This window comes from Mesorhizobium sp. M8A.F.Ca.ET.207.01.1.1, from assembly GCF_004794715.1.
Taxonomy (GTDB): Bacteria; Pseudomonadota; Alphaproteobacteria; order Rhizobiales; family Rhizobiaceae; genus Mesorhizobium.
The window spans coordinates 64,631-79,761 of record NZ_SRUS01000007.1; the positions used below are offsets into that span (position 1 = coordinate 64,631).

12 protein-coding genes and 1 tRNA gene are annotated in these 15,131 nt (G+C 61.7%); 10 read left to right on the forward strand and 3 right to left on the reverse strand.

Annotated features, from left to right (window positions below; all coding sequences use genetic code 11):
• The first annotated feature begins 125 nt into the window (after positions 1-125).
• From EN850_RS21440 to EN850_RS21460, 5 genes are all read left to right on the forward strand, one after another.
• On the forward strand, positions 126-1,109 hold the full coding sequence (locus EN850_RS21440) for a glycosyltransferase family 2 protein (protein ID WP_136092208.1): 984 nt from the start codon (positions 126-128) through the stop codon (positions 1,107-1,109).
• Positions 1,102-1,803, forward strand: coding sequence for a class I SAM-dependent methyltransferase (locus tag EN850_RS21445; protein ID WP_135932920.1), 702 nt, complete (start codon positions 1,102-1,104; stop codon positions 1,801-1,803). The genes EN850_RS21440 and EN850_RS21445 overlap by 8 nt, the downstream gene beginning before the upstream one ends.
• Positions 1,804-2,033: 230 nt before the next feature.
• Complete coding sequence (locus EN850_RS21450; protein ID WP_136092209.1) at positions 2,034-3,524, forward strand: hypothetical protein; 1,491 nt, start codon at positions 2,034-2,036, stop codon at positions 3,522-3,524.
• Between the two features lie 211 nt (positions 3,525-3,735).
• The gene (locus EN850_RS21455) at positions 3,736-5,646 is read left to right on the forward strand and encodes an acyltransferase family protein (protein ID WP_135862045.1); all 1,911 of its coding nucleotides are present in this window, start codon (positions 3,736-3,738) and stop codon (positions 5,644-5,646) included.
• Between the two features lie 74 nt (positions 5,647-5,720).
• Positions 5,721-5,794, forward strand: a tRNA-Gly gene (locus EN850_RS21460).
• Between the two features lie 201 nt (positions 5,795-5,995).
• Here the strand turns inward: EN850_RS21460 and EN850_RS21470 are convergent.
• Positions 5,996-6,601: a Stf0 family sulfotransferase gene (locus EN850_RS21470; protein WP_246689259.1), complete on the reverse strand. Its 606-nt coding sequence runs from the start codon at positions 6,599-6,601 to the stop codon at positions 5,996-5,998.
• 495 nt (positions 6,602-7,096) lie between these two features.
• Here EN850_RS21470 and EN850_RS36420 point away from each other — a divergent pair, with 495 nt between their 5' ends.
• A complete protein-coding gene (locus EN850_RS36420; protein WP_189343536.1) occupies positions 7,097-7,360 on the forward strand; it encodes a hypothetical protein in 264 nt (87 codons plus the stop codon).
• An 86-nt stretch (positions 7,361-7,446) separates the two neighbouring features.
• Here EN850_RS36420 and EN850_RS21480 read toward each other — a convergent pair whose 3' ends face one another.
• The gene (locus tag EN850_RS21480) at positions 7,447-8,436 is read right to left on the reverse strand and encodes a LysR family transcriptional regulator (RefSeq protein WP_015319281.1); all 990 of its coding nucleotides are present in this window, start codon (positions 8,434-8,436) and stop codon (positions 7,447-7,449) included.
• Positions 8,437-8,728: 292 nt separating this feature from the next.
• Here EN850_RS21480 and chvE point away from each other — a divergent pair, with 292 nt between their 5' ends.
• The 4 genes from chvE (at position 8,729) to araD1 (ending at position 13,976) form a co-directional block, all read left to right on the forward strand.
• Positions 8,729-9,799 (forward strand): multiple monosaccharide ABC transporter substrate-binding protein, encoded by a 1,071-nt coding sequence (chvE, locus tag EN850_RS21485; RefSeq protein ID WP_127275620.1) that lies wholly within the window; start codon positions 8,729-8,731, stop codon positions 9,797-9,799.
• A gap of 165 nt (positions 9,800-9,964) precedes the next feature.
• The gene (gene mmsA, locus EN850_RS21490; RefSeq protein ID WP_127275619.1) at positions 9,965-11,497 is read left to right on the forward strand and encodes a multiple monosaccharide ABC transporter ATP-binding protein; all 1,533 of its coding nucleotides are present in this window, start codon (positions 9,965-9,967) and stop codon (positions 11,495-11,497) included.
• The gene (mmsB, locus tag EN850_RS21495; protein ID WP_127870780.1) at positions 11,494-12,780 is read left to right on the forward strand and encodes a multiple monosaccharide ABC transporter permease; all 1,287 of its coding nucleotides are present in this window, start codon (positions 11,494-11,496) and stop codon (positions 12,778-12,780) included. Before mmsA ends, mmsB begins: the two co-directional genes overlap by 4 nt.
• Positions 12,781-12,983: 203 nt before the next feature.
• On the forward strand, positions 12,984-13,976 hold the full coding sequence (araD1, locus tag EN850_RS21500) for an AraD1 family protein (RefSeq protein WP_127275617.1): 993 nt from the start codon (positions 12,984-12,986) through the stop codon (positions 13,974-13,976).
• A 50-nt stretch (positions 13,977-14,026) separates the two neighbouring features.
• Here the strand turns inward: araD1 and EN850_RS21505 are convergent, their stop codons facing one another.
• Positions 14,027-15,121 carry a 2'-deoxycytidine 5'-triphosphate deaminase gene (locus tag EN850_RS21505; protein WP_136092210.1) on the reverse strand — a complete coding sequence of 365 codons (1,095 nt, stop codon included), beginning with the start codon at positions 15,119-15,121 and terminating at the stop codon, positions 14,027-14,029.
• Between the last annotated feature and the right edge of the window lie 10 nt (positions 15,122-15,131).

The window sequence follows — 15,131 nt, forward strand, 5'->3', positions numbered from 1 at the left end:
GGCCAGCCAGTGGCTGCGCCGGCTCCTGACTTATCTGTTTTCTAACCAATTGCTGCTATTGTCATCTCCACAGTGGGAGCCAGGCTTTGGCGGGAACGGGAAAAATCGGCGCGCACCGCGCACCCATGTTGTCGGTCGTCGTGCCTTGCTACAATGAACGCGCCGGCGTGGCCGAGCTTCATCGGCGTGTCAGCGCGGTTTGCCTCGAGCAAAACCTCTCCTACGAGATCGTGCTCGTCATCGACGGAGCGACCGACGGCACTCGCGAGGCCATTTTCGACCTGGCCGAAAAGGACGACCATGTGCTCGCCATCGACCTTGCACGCAATTACGGCCACCAGATCGCCTTGAGCGCCGGGCTGGAGTTCTGCCGCGGCCAGCGCATTCTCATTCTCGACGCCGATCTCCAGGATCCGCCCGAACTGCTGGGGGCGATGATGGCGAAGATGGATGAGGGCTTCGACGTCGTCTACGGCCAAAGGGTGAAACGGGAGGGCGAGAGCTGGTTCAAGCTGGCCTCCGCCTCGATGTTCTACCGCCTGCTCGGCAGGATGGTCGATGTCGAGATCGCGCCGGACTCCGGAGATTTCCGGCTGATGAGCCGCCGTGCGCTCGACCATCTGATTGCAATGCCCGAACGCTACAGGTTCATTCGCGGCATGGTGAGCTGGATCGGGCTGAAGCAGGTCGCCTTCCCTTATGAACGGCACCGGCGCTTTGCCGGCACCACCCACTATCCGCTGAAGAAGATGGTTCTTCTGGCGATCGACGCAATGACCAGCTTTTCGATCGTGCCTTTGCGCTTTGCCTCGCTGCTGGGGATGATGTTCGGCCTGCTCGGCCTGGTCGTGCTCAGCTATACGCTGTTCGAATGGTCTCGCGGCAATGTGCTGCCCGGCTGGACGAGCCTTGCCGCGATCATGCTTATACTAGGAAGCGTACAGCTTCTGGTGCTGGGCATCTTCGGCGAGTATCTCGGCCGCATGTACATGGAAACGAAGCGGCGGCCGCTCTATTTCGTCAACGGGATCGTTTCGCGCAGCGAGCCAGCCCAGGGTCTGCCCGCGCATCGTCTGCAGGAGATGGCGAAGAGAGCCGCCCGTGCTTGAGGCCGAATTCGACCAGTTTGCGCGCGAGTACCAAGAGCAGCATGCCGCGAGCATAAGGCTTAGTGGCGAGACGCCCGACTTCTTCGCGAAATACAAGATCGACGACGTCGCGGCGACACTGAGACGGGCCGGCGTGAAACCCAGGCGCATCCTCGACTTCGGTGCCGGCGTCGGCAATTCGCTCGGCCATATGCGCGCAGCGTTTCCCGACAGCGAGATCGTCCTGCTCGATCCTTCGCGGAAATCGCTGGACGTCGCCAGCAAGCGCTTCCCCGATCAGGCCTCGTTCACGCATTTCGACGGCCAGACAATCCCCTTCGCCGACCATAGCTTCGACCTTGCCTTCGCGGCTTGCGTTTTCCATCACATCCCCGAAAACCTTCAGATCGGATTGTTCGCCGAAATCGGCAGGGTGCTGGCCAATGGCGGCAGTTTCTTTGTCTTCGAGCACAATCCGTGGAATCCCTTGACCACCCACGCGGTAAGGAATTGCGCCTTCGACGAGAACGCGGTCCTGATAAGCTCGCCGGAGATGCGCAGGCGAATGGCCGCGGCGGGTCTTTCCGGCACTCGGATCGTCTATCGGATTTTCTTTCCCAGACCGCTTGCAAGGCTGCGGCCGTTCGAGCGTTTCCTGACCAAGATACCTGTTGGAGCCCAATATTTTGCGCATGTGGTCAAGCCGCTCGTTTGACTGTCCGGGGATGCTGTTATCTGACGCCGTCGGCCTGTTGCGCACGACGCCGGGATATGCGGTCATTCCAGCCGGGCTGGAGCTCTCATCGAAAACCGTTTGTCCATCTGGCGGGAAACTGGCTGTTCGCCGCCGTTTTTCATTCCGGCCAAGCCCGTTTCGTTCTCCGCCGGCGGCGCGGATGCCCGATCGGTTGACAAGAATAGAGGCAAAATGGCCCGGAGCGCGACATGAACCAGGCTGAGGCAATCGTTCCGACCACGTCGCGGCTCGAGGACGCACAGCGCATCAGGCTGATATTCTGCCTGTTCGCCGCCTCCATCGCGGCTGCTGGATTGGCCCCATTCGCGGGCGCGACCCTCAAGGACCCCGACAGCTGGTGGCACGTGAAAGTCGGGCTGGATTTCCTGGCAAACCGGACATTTCCAACGGTCGATTCCTATTCCTACACTTTTGCCGGGCATCCGTGGATCGCAAAGGAATGGCTGGGGCAGGTCTTTCTGAGCCTTGCCTACCGTAGCGGCGGATGGAATGGTGTCGCCACGCTGATCATCGCCGCGATAGGGCTGACAGTCTCCGTGACGGCATGGTTCCTCAGCGCGTGGCTGAAGCCGGTACTGGCGGTAGCGCTGACGTTCATCCTGGCCATCCTGATCGCACCTGTCTATACGGCGCGTCCCCACGTCTTCACCTTGCCGATCATCGTCACGTGGACGGCGGTGTTGTTTCGTGCATCGGCGGAGGAGAAGGCCCCGCCGTGGTGGCTCCTCGCGCTGGTTGTGCTCTGGGCCAACCTGCACGCTACCTTCACCTTGAGCTTCGTCATCGCCGCCTTCGCCGGTCTCGATCTCGTGGCGCGCACCGGCCTGTCGAAACCCGCTCTTTTGACGAAGTGGGTTGCGTTTGGCCTGCTCTGTCCGCTGGTCAGCCTGATCCATCCCTATGGTGTGCAAGCCATTCTGGCCACGTTCACCGTCGCCCATGGCAATGAAGCAGTACCGCTGATCCTGGAGTGGCGGCCGTTCAATGTCCAGGAACAGGATCTCCAGGAAGCCGCTATACTAGTGGCGCTTTTCGGGCTTATAACGTCACGGCTGCGGATCGGCTGGGCCAAGGCGTTGTTCGTCGTCTTCACCTTGCATGTCTACCTGTCGCACCAGCGCTTCGTCTATCTGTTCTTCCTGCTTGTTCCTGTGGTGGTGGCGGTCGAAGTCGCGCGCCAGTACCCCTCTTTGTCAGCCGGCGCCTGGCTGAGCGAAAAGCGTGACGTACTGGAAAAATTCTTCGCCAGCCGGTTCCATCTGCTCTGCGGCGCGACGGCCGTGTTGCTGGTCGGCGCGATCCTTGCGCTCAACAATGCCTACCAAGTCGCAGCGAGCCCGACGACATCGGCCAGCGGCGCCCTTGCGTTCGCCAGCGCTCACCACCTGTCCGGCAACGTGATGAATTCCTATAATTTCGGCGGCACGCTGATTTTCCACGACATCAAGACCTACATCGACGGCAGGACGGACCAATTGTTCCAGGACGGGTTCACGAAAACGGATGAGGCGACGGGTCAAACCGGCGGCAAACCGCTGCTCGAGGCCCAGTTGAAGAAATACGCCATCGGCTGGGCACTGCTTACAGCCGATGACACCCGCATCCCCTTCTTCGATGAACTGGGTTGGAAGCGGGCCTATGCCGACGACTACGCCGTGATCTACCTGCCCGGCGCCTGATTCATCCCGTTCCGGCAAATCGGCGTCGCCAGCGTTCGAAGCCTGGCATTCGTCTTGACATGTATGTTGCAGTGCAGCAAAGTTGTGCTGCAGAGCACATTCCGTGGGACCCACGAGCCACGATTTTTCGCACGACCGGGGATTGCCGTATGAGGAGCATTTCAGGCTCCGCCGCACGACCATCGCCGGCCACGGCATACGGACCGGTCGAATGAATTACAGGCGTGATATCGATGGCCTGCGGGCCGTTGCGGTGCTGCCCGTCGTGCTCTTCCATTTCGGCGTGTCCGCCATTCCCGGTGGCTTCACCGGCGTCGACATCTTCTTCGTCATATCGGGCTATCTGATCAGCGGCAGCCTGCTCGATGATCTCGAGCGCGGCCAATTCTCGATCGGACGCTTCTACTGGCGTCGCGCACGGCGCATCCTGCCGGCGCTGACCTTCGTCATCCTGCTTGCAAGCATTGCGGCCTGGTTCATCCTGCTGCCGTCGGACCTGCACGAATTCAGCCTCAGCGTGATCGCGGCCTCGACCTTCTGGTCGAACATCTATTTCTGGAAGACGACGAACTATTTTTCGATCGACGCCGAACTGCGGCCGCTGCTGCACACATGGTCGCTTTCGGTGGAGGAGCAATATTACATCTTCGCGCCGATCCTTGTGTATCTGATCTACCGGTATGCCTCGAAGCGCTGGCTGACGATACTTCTGCCGATCGCCATCGGCAGTTTTGCCCTGGCGGTCATGGCGACCACGCTGGCGCCGACCGCCGGCTTCTACCTCTTGCCGACACGTGTCTGGGAACTGGCGCTGGGCGCCATGCTGATGCTGAAAAGGCCGCCGCCACTAGCCAGCCGGCCGGCAACGGAACTGGTCGGCCTGGCCGGCTTTGCCCTGCTTGCATTCGGCTTCCTGACGATTTCGGAGAGCGATCCGTTTCCTGGCTACAACGCCCTGTTTCCCTGCATCGGAACCGCTCTGCTCATCTATGCGGGCCAGAATCACCCCGACCGGCCCGTGCCTGTCGCCACGCGCGTGCTTCAATTCTCTCCGATGGTCTGGGTCGGCCTCATCTCCTATTCGCTCTACCTTGTTCACTGGCCGATCAATTCCTTCGTCCACTATCTCTCGCTGAAAGCCATCTCGGTGCCGACGATCGTCGCGATGACGGTAGCGAGCTTCGCCCTGGCGACCTTCTCGTGGAAATATGTCGAGCAGCCTTTCCGGCGGAAGCGACCCTTTACCGCCCCGCTGCCGATCTTCGCCTTTTCGGCGACGGCGATTGCCCTGCTGTGCGTCGGCGGTCTGGCCGGCGTGCTCGGCAACGGCTTTCCGCAGCGGTTCCCTGATTTTTCGACGCAACGCATCCTGGTGGGTGACTGGCGCAACGGCGTCTGCTTCAACGAAGGCGGGAATCGGATCGAGGATTGGAACCTTGCCGACTGCACGCGCACGCACGGCTTTCCCACCAATGTGCTGCTGTGGGGCGATTCCTTCGCGGCTCACTATGTTTCGGGCCTGGAGGCCAACGCGCAGAAAATCGAGGCCAACGTCATCCAATATACCTATGCCGGCTGCCCACCCAACCTGTCCTATTTTTCCTATGCCCGGCCGGCCTGCACCCGCTTCAACGAACGGGCGCTGTCGATCATTCGCGATGCCAATATCCAGGCGGTGATCCTGAGCGGACGATGGACGGATTACCAGGCAAGGGGCTTCGACGGATTGCAGACGACGATCGACCGGCTGCGCGACATGGGTGTCAAGGTCTATGTCATCGGCCAGTCTCCGGAGTTCATCGCCGACGTCCAGAAGATCGCTTTCTTTGCAAAACACGAGGGCGCCGTGAACACATCCTGGCCGATGGCCATGGATCCCGACATCAACAAGCAGGTGCAGCCCTTCGCCAAAGGCGCGACCTTCATCGATCCGCTTACCTATCTGTGCGACGCCACCGGCTGTTCCTATGCGGATGCCACCAGCAAGCAGTTTCTCTATTTCGACTATGGCCATTTCTCTTCCGCCGGCGCGACGCTGGCTATCTCGAAATACTGGCCGAGCTTCGCCGCCGGCGGCGAAGTCGCAAAGGTCAGGGAGCAGGCGCCAACCGTCACCAGGTGAGTTGGCGAAGCCCGCGTCGTGACACTGCTTTGCGATTGCCCGAAGCCATGCCGTCATGATAACGAGGCTGCAGCGCGGGTATGATGTAATGGTAGCCTGTCAGCTTCCCAAGCTGAACGCGCGGGTTCGATTCCCGCTACCCGCTCCAGCTTGAAACCGAAAAGTCGGTTGCTGATCCGGCCCACGCAGGAACCTGTCCACCCGAGCCGATTCAGCATTTCACGGAATCGCTGGCCCGCTCTAACTCTTTGTTTTCACGCAATTCCCAAGGGGAAGCGCTACGCGCTTCTCCCGGGAAAACCGCTACGCACTTTTCCTGGAATTGCTCTTGGCGAGACTAAAGAGGCATTCAGGCCTGGCCGGTTCGCATCTGCTTCTTGAGGAGGAACCGGGCGAGGTTGCTGATATTCCGCGGTGCCACCTTCCTGGGCAGATGCGCCAGTAGGTCTTCCGATTTGACGTCGTTGCGGAACCGCTCGGCCCAATCTTCGGTGAGGTCGTCCCGCTGCAGGCGCAAATTCGTCTCGAACTCTCCGTCCGGCATTTCCATCGACAATTGCCGAGCCACCGACGCGACGTACGGACGAGGATCGTCCAACAGATCCTCATAGAAAAAGTGATCGTAATGCAGATCGGCCAGCCGCAGATATGCCTCCCAGAAGGCATAGCTCTGCTCGATCAGAAAATAGGCCTGGCAGATGCCGGCGAAGTCGTATTGCGGAACCAGGTCCGCGCCGTCCATCGTGCTTCTCCAATGGCCTGACGCCTTCGCCCGGCAATAGGAAATCGCCTGGCGAAGACGGTCCCGCCGCTCCAGCAGGACCAAACCCATGGCATGGCGCCGGCCGCATTCCGCCAGGAAGTCGGCTCCATATTTGGCCTGCGACCAGTGAAGGTGCCGTGGAAACAGCTTGACGGCGAACGTGCCGTTCGCGGTCCCGCCGCGATCGATCACGGCGGACAGCAGGTCATCGAAGGATTTCGGCTTGCACCCGAGATTGGTCGTGTCGAGCCACTCGGCGGAGTTGCCGAACAATCCCGTGCTGTTTGTGAGACTGCCAAGCCATTCGGAACCGCTACGGGCTTCGGTAAGTATCGCCACGCCTTTCATGCGTGCGGATTGCCCGCGGCCTGTCCGACCTCGATTGCAGAAAGCCGTTCTTCCTGATCGCCCCTCGACATGTCAAAGCTCCGCTTAAACAGCGCCTCAACGAACAAAGGCTCATATGGTTCCGTAGATTCGACCTCACGCCAAGGCAAAATGCAGGCCATACACGTTACACTGGTCGATCAACGCCGTACGCGCAAAGGCCGGCCACGTTGTGGTGGTCGGCCTTTGCGTCAACCGCAGAAGCGATTACAGCCAGACGCGCTCGCGCCAGCAGCGGACGCGGCGGCGGCCGTGGCGCCAGTAGCTGCGGCAAACCCGTCTCCAGCCGCGGCGGCGTCCATGGCGGCGACGCCAGTAGTCATCGTGGTAATCGTGGCCATGGTGGCCGCTGCGATGGGAGACCTGCTCCAGCGCGACTTCGTCGTCCCCTTCGAAGACAGCCGGATCTGGCTTGTCCAGCTCATCAAGAATTCCGGTGCCCTGGGGAATACCGGCAACCGCGCGGCCGGGTCCGGCCACGCTTGCAAATGCCACTGCCCCCGCAACGCCAAGCATTCCAGTAAGAAACTTCCGACGTTCCATAAAAACCTCTCGAGTTGTTGACCATCGACACCTCGTTCCCTCGCCCGAAACAGGCTCCAGCGCGCATGCCGATCGCTTCTGAACGCGCGGTGTCGGTTCTCGTTCCGTCACCCTACTTCGCGCAGGATGAAATCATGCAGCATCTTGGCCGCCGGCGAGAGCACGCGATTCCGGACCGTGATCAGGCTGTAGGGCCTGACCTCGATGTCGAACTCGGTCTGGACGACATCGATGGCGCCGGCAAGCCCGTCCGGATTCTGGATGAACTTCGCCACCTGCACCGAGACCGGTGCGATGGCATCGGATTGTGCAACCATGACCAGCGTGAGCAGCAGCGAGCTGGTGTTCAAGATCCGGTCCGGCAGCGCGATGTTGCGGTTCAGGAAATTGCTTTCCATCGCCTGGCGCAAGGGCGAACCGCCCGATTGGAAGACCCAGTCATAGGCGGCGGTGTCTTCCAGCCTGACCACATTGCCCCCGGCGAGCGGGTGGCCGCGGCGCACGATCAGGCAGGCTTTCTCGACGCCGATCACACGGGATTCGAACAGCCGCGGATTGAGGTCGTCGGGAATGCGGGCGATGATGAAGTCGTGGCGCGAGGCGATCAGCTCGCGGGCGAGCACGTTCGACGTCTCGACCTGCATGGTGATCTCGATGCGCGGGTAGATGCGGCGGATCTCGCGAATCGCCGGTACGGCCAATTCGATCGCCGGCGCGGTCACGGCACCGAGGAACACCGAGCCGCCCTTGCCGGCCTTGAGCTCGGCAATCTCGCGGTCGGCTTCGCGCATCTCGAGCAGGATCGACCGGGCCCGCCTGGCGAGCGCCTGGCCGTAGGGGGTAAGGGTCACGCCGCGCGGCAGCCGTTCGCACAGCTTTACGTCAAGCACCGCCTCCATCTCGGCGATCATGCGCGAGGCGGCCGGCTGGGAGATGTTCATGACCTGGGCCGCCGCGCTCACCCGTCCGTGATCGTCGAGGGCGGCGATCATGCGCATGTGGCGCAAGCTCAAGCCACTGCGCAGGAGTGTCTCCCCATCTCCCGGGAGCTTCTCGTAACTTACTGGAATAGCATCGGGATCGCGCAATGCCGCCATGATCTTCCAGCCTTTCCGCCGGTTTCTTTCCGCATGCTAGATCATACCGGTTTCGGTATAGCAACCACCAAAGATCGCATTTGACAGTTATGGCAAAGGGACCCACCCTTCGCGCGCTCCGAGATGCAAGGGTCGGTAACGAACAAAATCGTATCGATTGAAACTGTGTCGCGGAGCCGATTGGGAGGATACCGGAGATCGATAAAGCCGACAGCGGCGCCTTTGCGCTCCTGTCTGGCTGCGCGGCCCGCGAAGCCCCGAGGTGTCGCGTCCATCAACCAGGGAGAGTAACGTGAAAATCATCAAGACGCTGGCCGCCGTCGCGGCCCTTGGCATCGCTGCCATGAGCTATCAGGCGCACGCGGCCGACAAGGGTCTTGTCGGCGTGCTGATGCCGACCAAGACCTCGCAGCGCTGGATCAATGACGGCGACGCCGTCAAATCCCAGCTCGAGGCGCTTGGCTACACTGTCGACCTGCAGTATGCGCAGGACGACATCCCCAACCAGCTCAGCCAGCTGGAAAACGAAATCACCAAGGGCCCGAAGGCGCTGATCATCGCCTCGATCGACGGCACCACCCTGTCGGATGCGCTGCAGAAGGCGAACGACGCAGGCGTCGTCGTGGTCGCCTATGACCGCCTGATCAAGAAGACCGCCAATGTCGACTACTACACCACTTTCGACAATTTCGGCGTCGGCGTGATCCAGGCGAATTCGCTGGTCAAGGGCCTCAAGGAGCGCTTCCCGAACACCAAGCCGTGGAACGTCGAACTGTTCGGCGGCTCGCCCGACGACAACAACGCCTTCTTCTTCTACAACGGTGCTATCTCCGTCCTGCAGCCATTGATTGACGACGGCTCGATCAAGATCAAGTCCGGCCAGACCGGCATGGACAAGGTCGGCACGCTGCGCTGGCTCGCCGCCACCGCCCAGGCTCGCATGGACAACCTGCTGTCGGCCAACTACTCGGACGGCAGCCGCGTCGACGGCGTCCTGTCGCCCTATGACGGCCTGTCGCGCGGCATCACCGCCTCGCTGCGCGCCGTCGGCTACGGCACGGACGCACAGCCCTGGCCGATCGTGACCGGTCAGGATGCCGAGACCGCCTCGGTCAAGCTGATCATCTCGGGCGAGCAGTACTCGACCGTGTTCAAGGACACCCGCGAACTGGCCAAGGCCACTGTGCAGCTGGTCGACAAGGTGCTCTCGGGCGGCAAGCCGGAAGGCCTCGATGAAAAGACCTACAACAACGACGTCAAGGTGGTTCCCTCGATCCTGCTGACGCCGCATGAGGTCGACAAGTCGAACTACCAGGCGATGGTCGTCGATTCCGGCTACATCAAGGCCGAAGACCTGAAGTAATCCCGGTTATAAAATCAGGGGTCCTGCGCAACGCAGGGCCCCTTTTCGTTCACAAGCGACCCCGGTATTGTTTCTGCCGGCCTAGAGCAATTCCAGGAAAAGTGCGCGGCGGTTTTCCGTCAGGAATTGCCTAAAAACAAGAAAGTCTAGGAGGAGCTTGCCCTGATGACCTCGACGATTTTGGAGATGCGCGACATCACCAAGACGTTCCCCGGCGTGAAGGCGCTGTCGAACGTCAACCTCAGCGTGGAGGAAGGTGAGATCCACGCCGTTGTCGGCGAGAACGGCGCCGGCAAGTCGACGCTGATGAAGGTGCTGTCGGGCGTCTATCCCTCCGGCACCTATGACGGCCAGATCATTTTTCAGGGCCAGGAATGCCAATTCAAGGGCATCCATGACAGCGAACACAAGGGCATCGTCATCATCCACCAGGAGCTTGCGCTGGTGCCGATGCTGTCGATCGCCGAAAACATCTTCCTCGGCAACGAGCACGCCAGATACGGCGTCATCGACTGGAACGCCAACGAGGCGCGCACCAGCGCCCTGTTGAAGAAGGTGGGCCTCAAGGAGGACCCAAAGACCCTGATCACCAATATCGGCGTCGGCAAGCAGCAGTTGGTCGAGATCGCCAAGGCGCTGAGCAAGGAAGTCAAGCTGCTGATCCTCGACGAGCCGACCGCATCGCTCAGCGAAAAGGACAGCCAGGCGCTGCTCGACCTGCTGCTCGAATTCAAGCGGCAAGGCATGACCTCGATCCTGATCTCGCACAAGCTCAACGAGGTGAACCGGGTCGCCGACAAGGTTACCGTGATCCGCGACGGGCGTACCATCGAGACGCTGGCCAAGAAGGATATTTCGGAGGACCGCATCATCACCTCCATGGTCGGCCGCTCGCTCGACGACCGCTATCCGCCGCGCGAGCCTGACATCGGCGAGGTCGTGTTCGAAGTGAAGAACTGGTCGGTCTATCACCCGATCCATGCCGAGCGGCAGGTGATCAAGGGCATCGACCTCAACGTGCGCAAGGGCGAGGTGGTCGGCATTGCCGGGCTGATGGGCGCCGGCCGCACCGAATTCGCCATGAGCCTGTTCGGCCGCTCCTATGGGCGCCGCATCACCGGCGAAGTGCTGCTCAAGGGCAAGGCGGTCGACGTCTCCTCGGTGAGCAAGGCGGTCCAACACGGGATCGCCTATGTGACCGAGGACCGCAAGACCTACGGTCTCAACCTCATCGATCATATCAAGCACAACATAACGCTGGCCAATCTGGGCGGCGTCTCGCGCCACAGTGTGATCGACGACATGCGCGAGCTCGCCGTTGCCAACGACTATCGAAAGAAAACCAACATCCGTGCATCGAGCGTCTATCAGATGACCGGCAATCTTTCGGGCGGCAACCAGCAGAAGGTGGTGTTGTCGAAATGGCTGTTCGCCGACCCGGAAGTTCTGATCCTCGACGAGCCGACGCGCGGCATCGATGTCGGCGCCAAGTACGAAATCTACACGATCATCGCGCGCCTCGCCGCTGAAGGTAAGGCGATCCTGGTCATCTCGTCGGAAATGCCGGAATTGCTCGGCATCACCGACCGAATCTATGTCATGAACGAAGGGCGCATCGTGGGCGAAATGCCCGCGGCGGACGCGAGCCAGGAAAAAATAATGCGGGCCATCGTTCGTGGAGAAGGAAAAGCAGCATGAGCACCGACAGCGCCCCCGCCCCGCAAGGCAACATCGCCGAAGAACAGCGTCCACGCATCGCCGTCTCGGCGCTGACGACGAACCTGCGCGAATATGGTCTGATTATCGCGCTGATCGTCATCATGCTGTTCTTCCAGTTCACCACGTCGGGAACGCTGTTCAAGCCGGTCAACCTCAGCAACCTGGTGCAGCAGAACTCGTTCATCATCGTGATGGCGCTGGGCATGCTGCTGGTCATCGTTTCGGGCTACATCGACCTCAGCGTCGGGTCGGTCGCCGGTTTCATCGGCGCGCTGGCGGCGAACATGATGGTCATCTGGCAGCTCGGACCGCTCAGCAATCCGCTGGTGGTCTCGATCGTCTGCCTGATCGTGGGCGGCCTGATCGGCGCGGCGCAAGGCTATTGGATCGCCTACCACCGGATACCGAGCTTCATCGTGACGCTGGCGGGCATGCTGATCTTCCGCGGCATCTGCCAGGCGCTGCTGGGCGGCGGCTCCTCGGTGGGTCCACTTCCGGACGGCTTCAAGGCACTCAGCTCCGGCTTCATCCCTGATGTGATCGGCCCGCTGACGCTGGTTGCGCCGACGGTGAACGCGGCCGGCAAGACCATTTTGGGCAGCGGCCTGACGCTGCACATGACGACGGTCGTGCTGGGGCTGATCGCCGTGCTGGCCTATGCCTATTTCGGGGTGAGGACACGGCGCAAGCGCGAGCGCCACGGCTATGAGGCCGAGCCCTTCCCCCTGTTCGTCATCAAGACGCTGGTTGCCAGCGCGCTGGCGCTGTTCCTGGTCTATGAATTCGCCAGCTACAGGGGCCTGCCGGTGGTGCTGCTCGTCATGGGCGTGCTGATCTCGCTGTTCGTCTTCGTTACCAAGCGCATGACCATCGGCCGCCGCATCTACGCGATGGGCGGCAACCCCAAGGCAGCGCAATTGTCGGGCATCAACACCGAGCGGCTGACGCTTCTGGTGTTCATCAATATGGGCGTGCTGTCGGCGCTCGGCGGCCTGATCATCGCCGCGCGTCTCGGCCAGGCCGTGCCGGCCGCGGGCCTCGGCAGCGAGCTCGACGTGATCGCGGCCGTCTTCATCGGCGGCGCCTCGGCGATGGGCGGCGTCGGCCAGGTGATCGGCGCGGTGGTCGGCGGCTTCATCATGGGCGTGATGAACAACGGCATGTCGATCATGGGCGTCAACGTCGACTGGCAGCAGGTAGTCAAGGGACTGGTGTTGCTCGGAGCCGTCATCTTTGACGTCTACAACAAGAACAAGGCTTAAGGGCTGGAGGCGAGGACTAGGAGGCATACGGGTTCTAGATCGCGAAGCTGCCGGCAGCCCGTCGGCACCAAGAAGTCCGGGGAAGGACCAGGCTCGCGAACGCAATCCGGACGAAGCGTTTCAACCGTGGCGCGTTTCCGCGCCGCGCCGGTCAGGATTTTGCCGATGGCAGCCGGACACGGAAAAATGAGAGAGGACTGATCATGCTGATCTCGCAGATTCTCGACGACGCCGAGACGATCCGTGTCGTTGCCCGCAGCGGCGGGAAGACCCGGATCATCAACGGCGCGCGCAGCGTCTATTCGCTGGCGATGGAGGCCGCCCGCACCGGTGTCGGCCTGGCCGCCCTGATCGAACGCAAGGGACTTGGCGAGACGGTCGATCTCGACGCCGCCTACAAGAGGGGACGGCTCCTGTCGCCGATCAATCACCCCGACCCGGCGCATCTGCATTTGACCGGCACGGGGCTGACGCATCTCGGGTCGGCCGCGACGCGCGATTCCATGCACAAGAAGCTCAGCACCGACGGCGAGGAGCAGCTCACCGATTCGATGAAGATGTTCCGCATGGGGCTGGAAGGCGGCAAACCCGCCAAAGGCCAGGTCGGCGTACAGCCGGAATGGTTCTACAAGGGCAACGGCACCATGGCGGTCGCGCCTGGCGCGGCGCTGATGTCGCCGGCCTTTGCCAAGGATGCCGGCGAAGAACCCGAGGTCGCCGGGATCTATGTCATCGGCGACGATGGCGCGCCGTTCCGCGTCGGCTTCACGCTGTCGAACGAATTCTCGGACCATGTGACCGAGCGCGTGAACTATCTCTTCCTCGCCCACTCCAAGCTGCGCAATGCCTCGTTCGGGCCGGAAATCCTGATCGGAGACCTGCCTTCGGACATCCGCGGCACGTCGCGCATCCTGCGAGACGGCAAGACATTGTGGGAGAAGCCGTTCCTGTCGGGCGAAACGAACATGTCGCACACCATCGCCAATCTCGAACACCACCACTTCAAATATTCGGCCTTCCGCCAGCCGGGCGACGTGCATGTGCATATGTTCGGCACCGCGACGCTATCCTTCGCCGACGGCATCAACACGGAAGCAGGCGACGTGTTCGAGATCGAGGCAGGGGATTTCGGCCTGCCGCTGCGCAACCCGCTGGAAATCGAAAAGCCGGTGAAGGTGGCGGTGAAGGCGCTGTAAAAGCCACGGGGGCGTCATCCCCCTCTCGTGGGGAGATCGCAGCTTCGACCTTAGCGCACCGCGCGGAAATGCTTTGAGAGCTTGAGGCCTTGCGCCTGGTAGTTCGAGCCCAGGTCGGTGCCGTAAAGCGCCCGCGGCCGCTTCAGCATGTGCTCGTAGACCAGCCGGCCGACGATCTGGCCATGGTCGAGGATGAACGGGACTTCGTGGCTGCGCACTTCGAGCACCGCCCGGCTGCCGGTGCCGCCGGACGCCGAATGGCCGAACCCCGGATCGAAAAAGCCGGCATAGTGGACACGGAACTCGCCGACCAGCGGATCGAAGGGCGTCATCTCGGCGGCGTAGAGCGGCGGCACATGCACCGCCTCCTGGCTGACGAGGATGTAGAACTCGTCGGGATCGAGCACCAGTTCGCCGGCGCCGCTCTTATGGATCGGCTCCCAGAAATCGAGGACATCCTGGGCGGCACGCTTGTCGACATCGACGAGGCCGGTGTGGTGCTTGCCGCGATAGCCGACCAGCCCATCCTTGTCGCCATTGAGATCGATCGACAGCGCGATGCCGCCGCCGGAAATGTTCGGCGGATCGGTGGCGACCAGCATTTCGGCGTTGTGCAATTCATGCAGTTCGGCTTCCGATAGCAGTGCGTTGCCTGTACGGAAGCGGATCTGCGACAGGCGCGAACCGGTGCGCACGACGATCGGAAAAGTGCGCGGACTGACCTCGAGATAGAGCGGGCCGTGATAGCCGGCGGCGATCTTGTCGAACTCGTGGCCGCGATCGGTCATGACGCGGGTGAAGATGTCGAGCCGCCCGGTCGAGCTCTTCGGATTGGCCGAAGCCGAAATGCCAGCCGGCAGGGCCAGACTTTCGAGCAGCGGCACGATATAGACGCAGCCGGTTTCGAGAACCGCGCCTTCGGTCAGATTAATCTCGTGGAGTTGCAGCCGGTCGAGCTTTTCCGAGACCTTGTGATTGGGACCGGGCAGGAACGAGGCGCGCACCCGCCAGGCCTTTTTCCCCAATCTGAGATCAAGGCTCGCCGGCTGGATCTGATCGGCATCGAGCGCGCGCGGCGACTTCAGCGCGCCGGACTTGAACAGCGCCGAAATGTCCTGATCGGGAAGAATGCCTGTCTGCCGCAAAGTCTGGCTC

Excerpts from the sequence above, each read along its gene's own strand:
- mmsB (WP_127870780.1), top strand. The coding sequence starts at position 11,494 with ATGAGCACCGACAGCGCCCCCGCCCCGCAAGGCAACATCGCCGAAGAA.
- EN850_RS21480 (WP_015319281.1), bottom strand. The coding sequence starts at position 8,436 with ATGGCGGCATTGCGCGATCCCGATGCTATTCCAGTAAGTTACGAGAAG.
- EN850_RS21440 (WP_136092208.1), top strand. The coding sequence starts at position 126 with ATGTTGTCGGTCGTCGTGCCTTGCTACAATGAACGCGCCGGCGTGGCC.
- EN850_RS21455 (WP_135862045.1), top strand. The coding sequence starts at position 3,736 with ATGAATTACAGGCGTGATATCGATGGCCTGCGGGCCGTTGCGGTGCTG.
- EN850_RS21450 (WP_136092209.1), top strand. The coding sequence starts at position 2,034 with ATGAACCAGGCTGAGGCAATCGTTCCGACCACGTCGCGGCTCGAGGAC.
- araD1 (WP_127275617.1), top strand. The coding sequence starts at position 12,984 with ATGCTGATCTCGCAGATTCTCGACGACGCCGAGACGATCCGTGTCGTT.
- mmsA (WP_127275619.1), top strand. The coding sequence starts at position 9,965 with ATGACCTCGACGATTTTGGAGATGCGCGACATCACCAAGACGTTCCCC.
- EN850_RS36420 (WP_189343536.1), top strand. The coding sequence starts at position 7,097 with ATGGCGGCGACGCCAGTAGTCATCGTGGTAATCGTGGCCATGGTGGCC.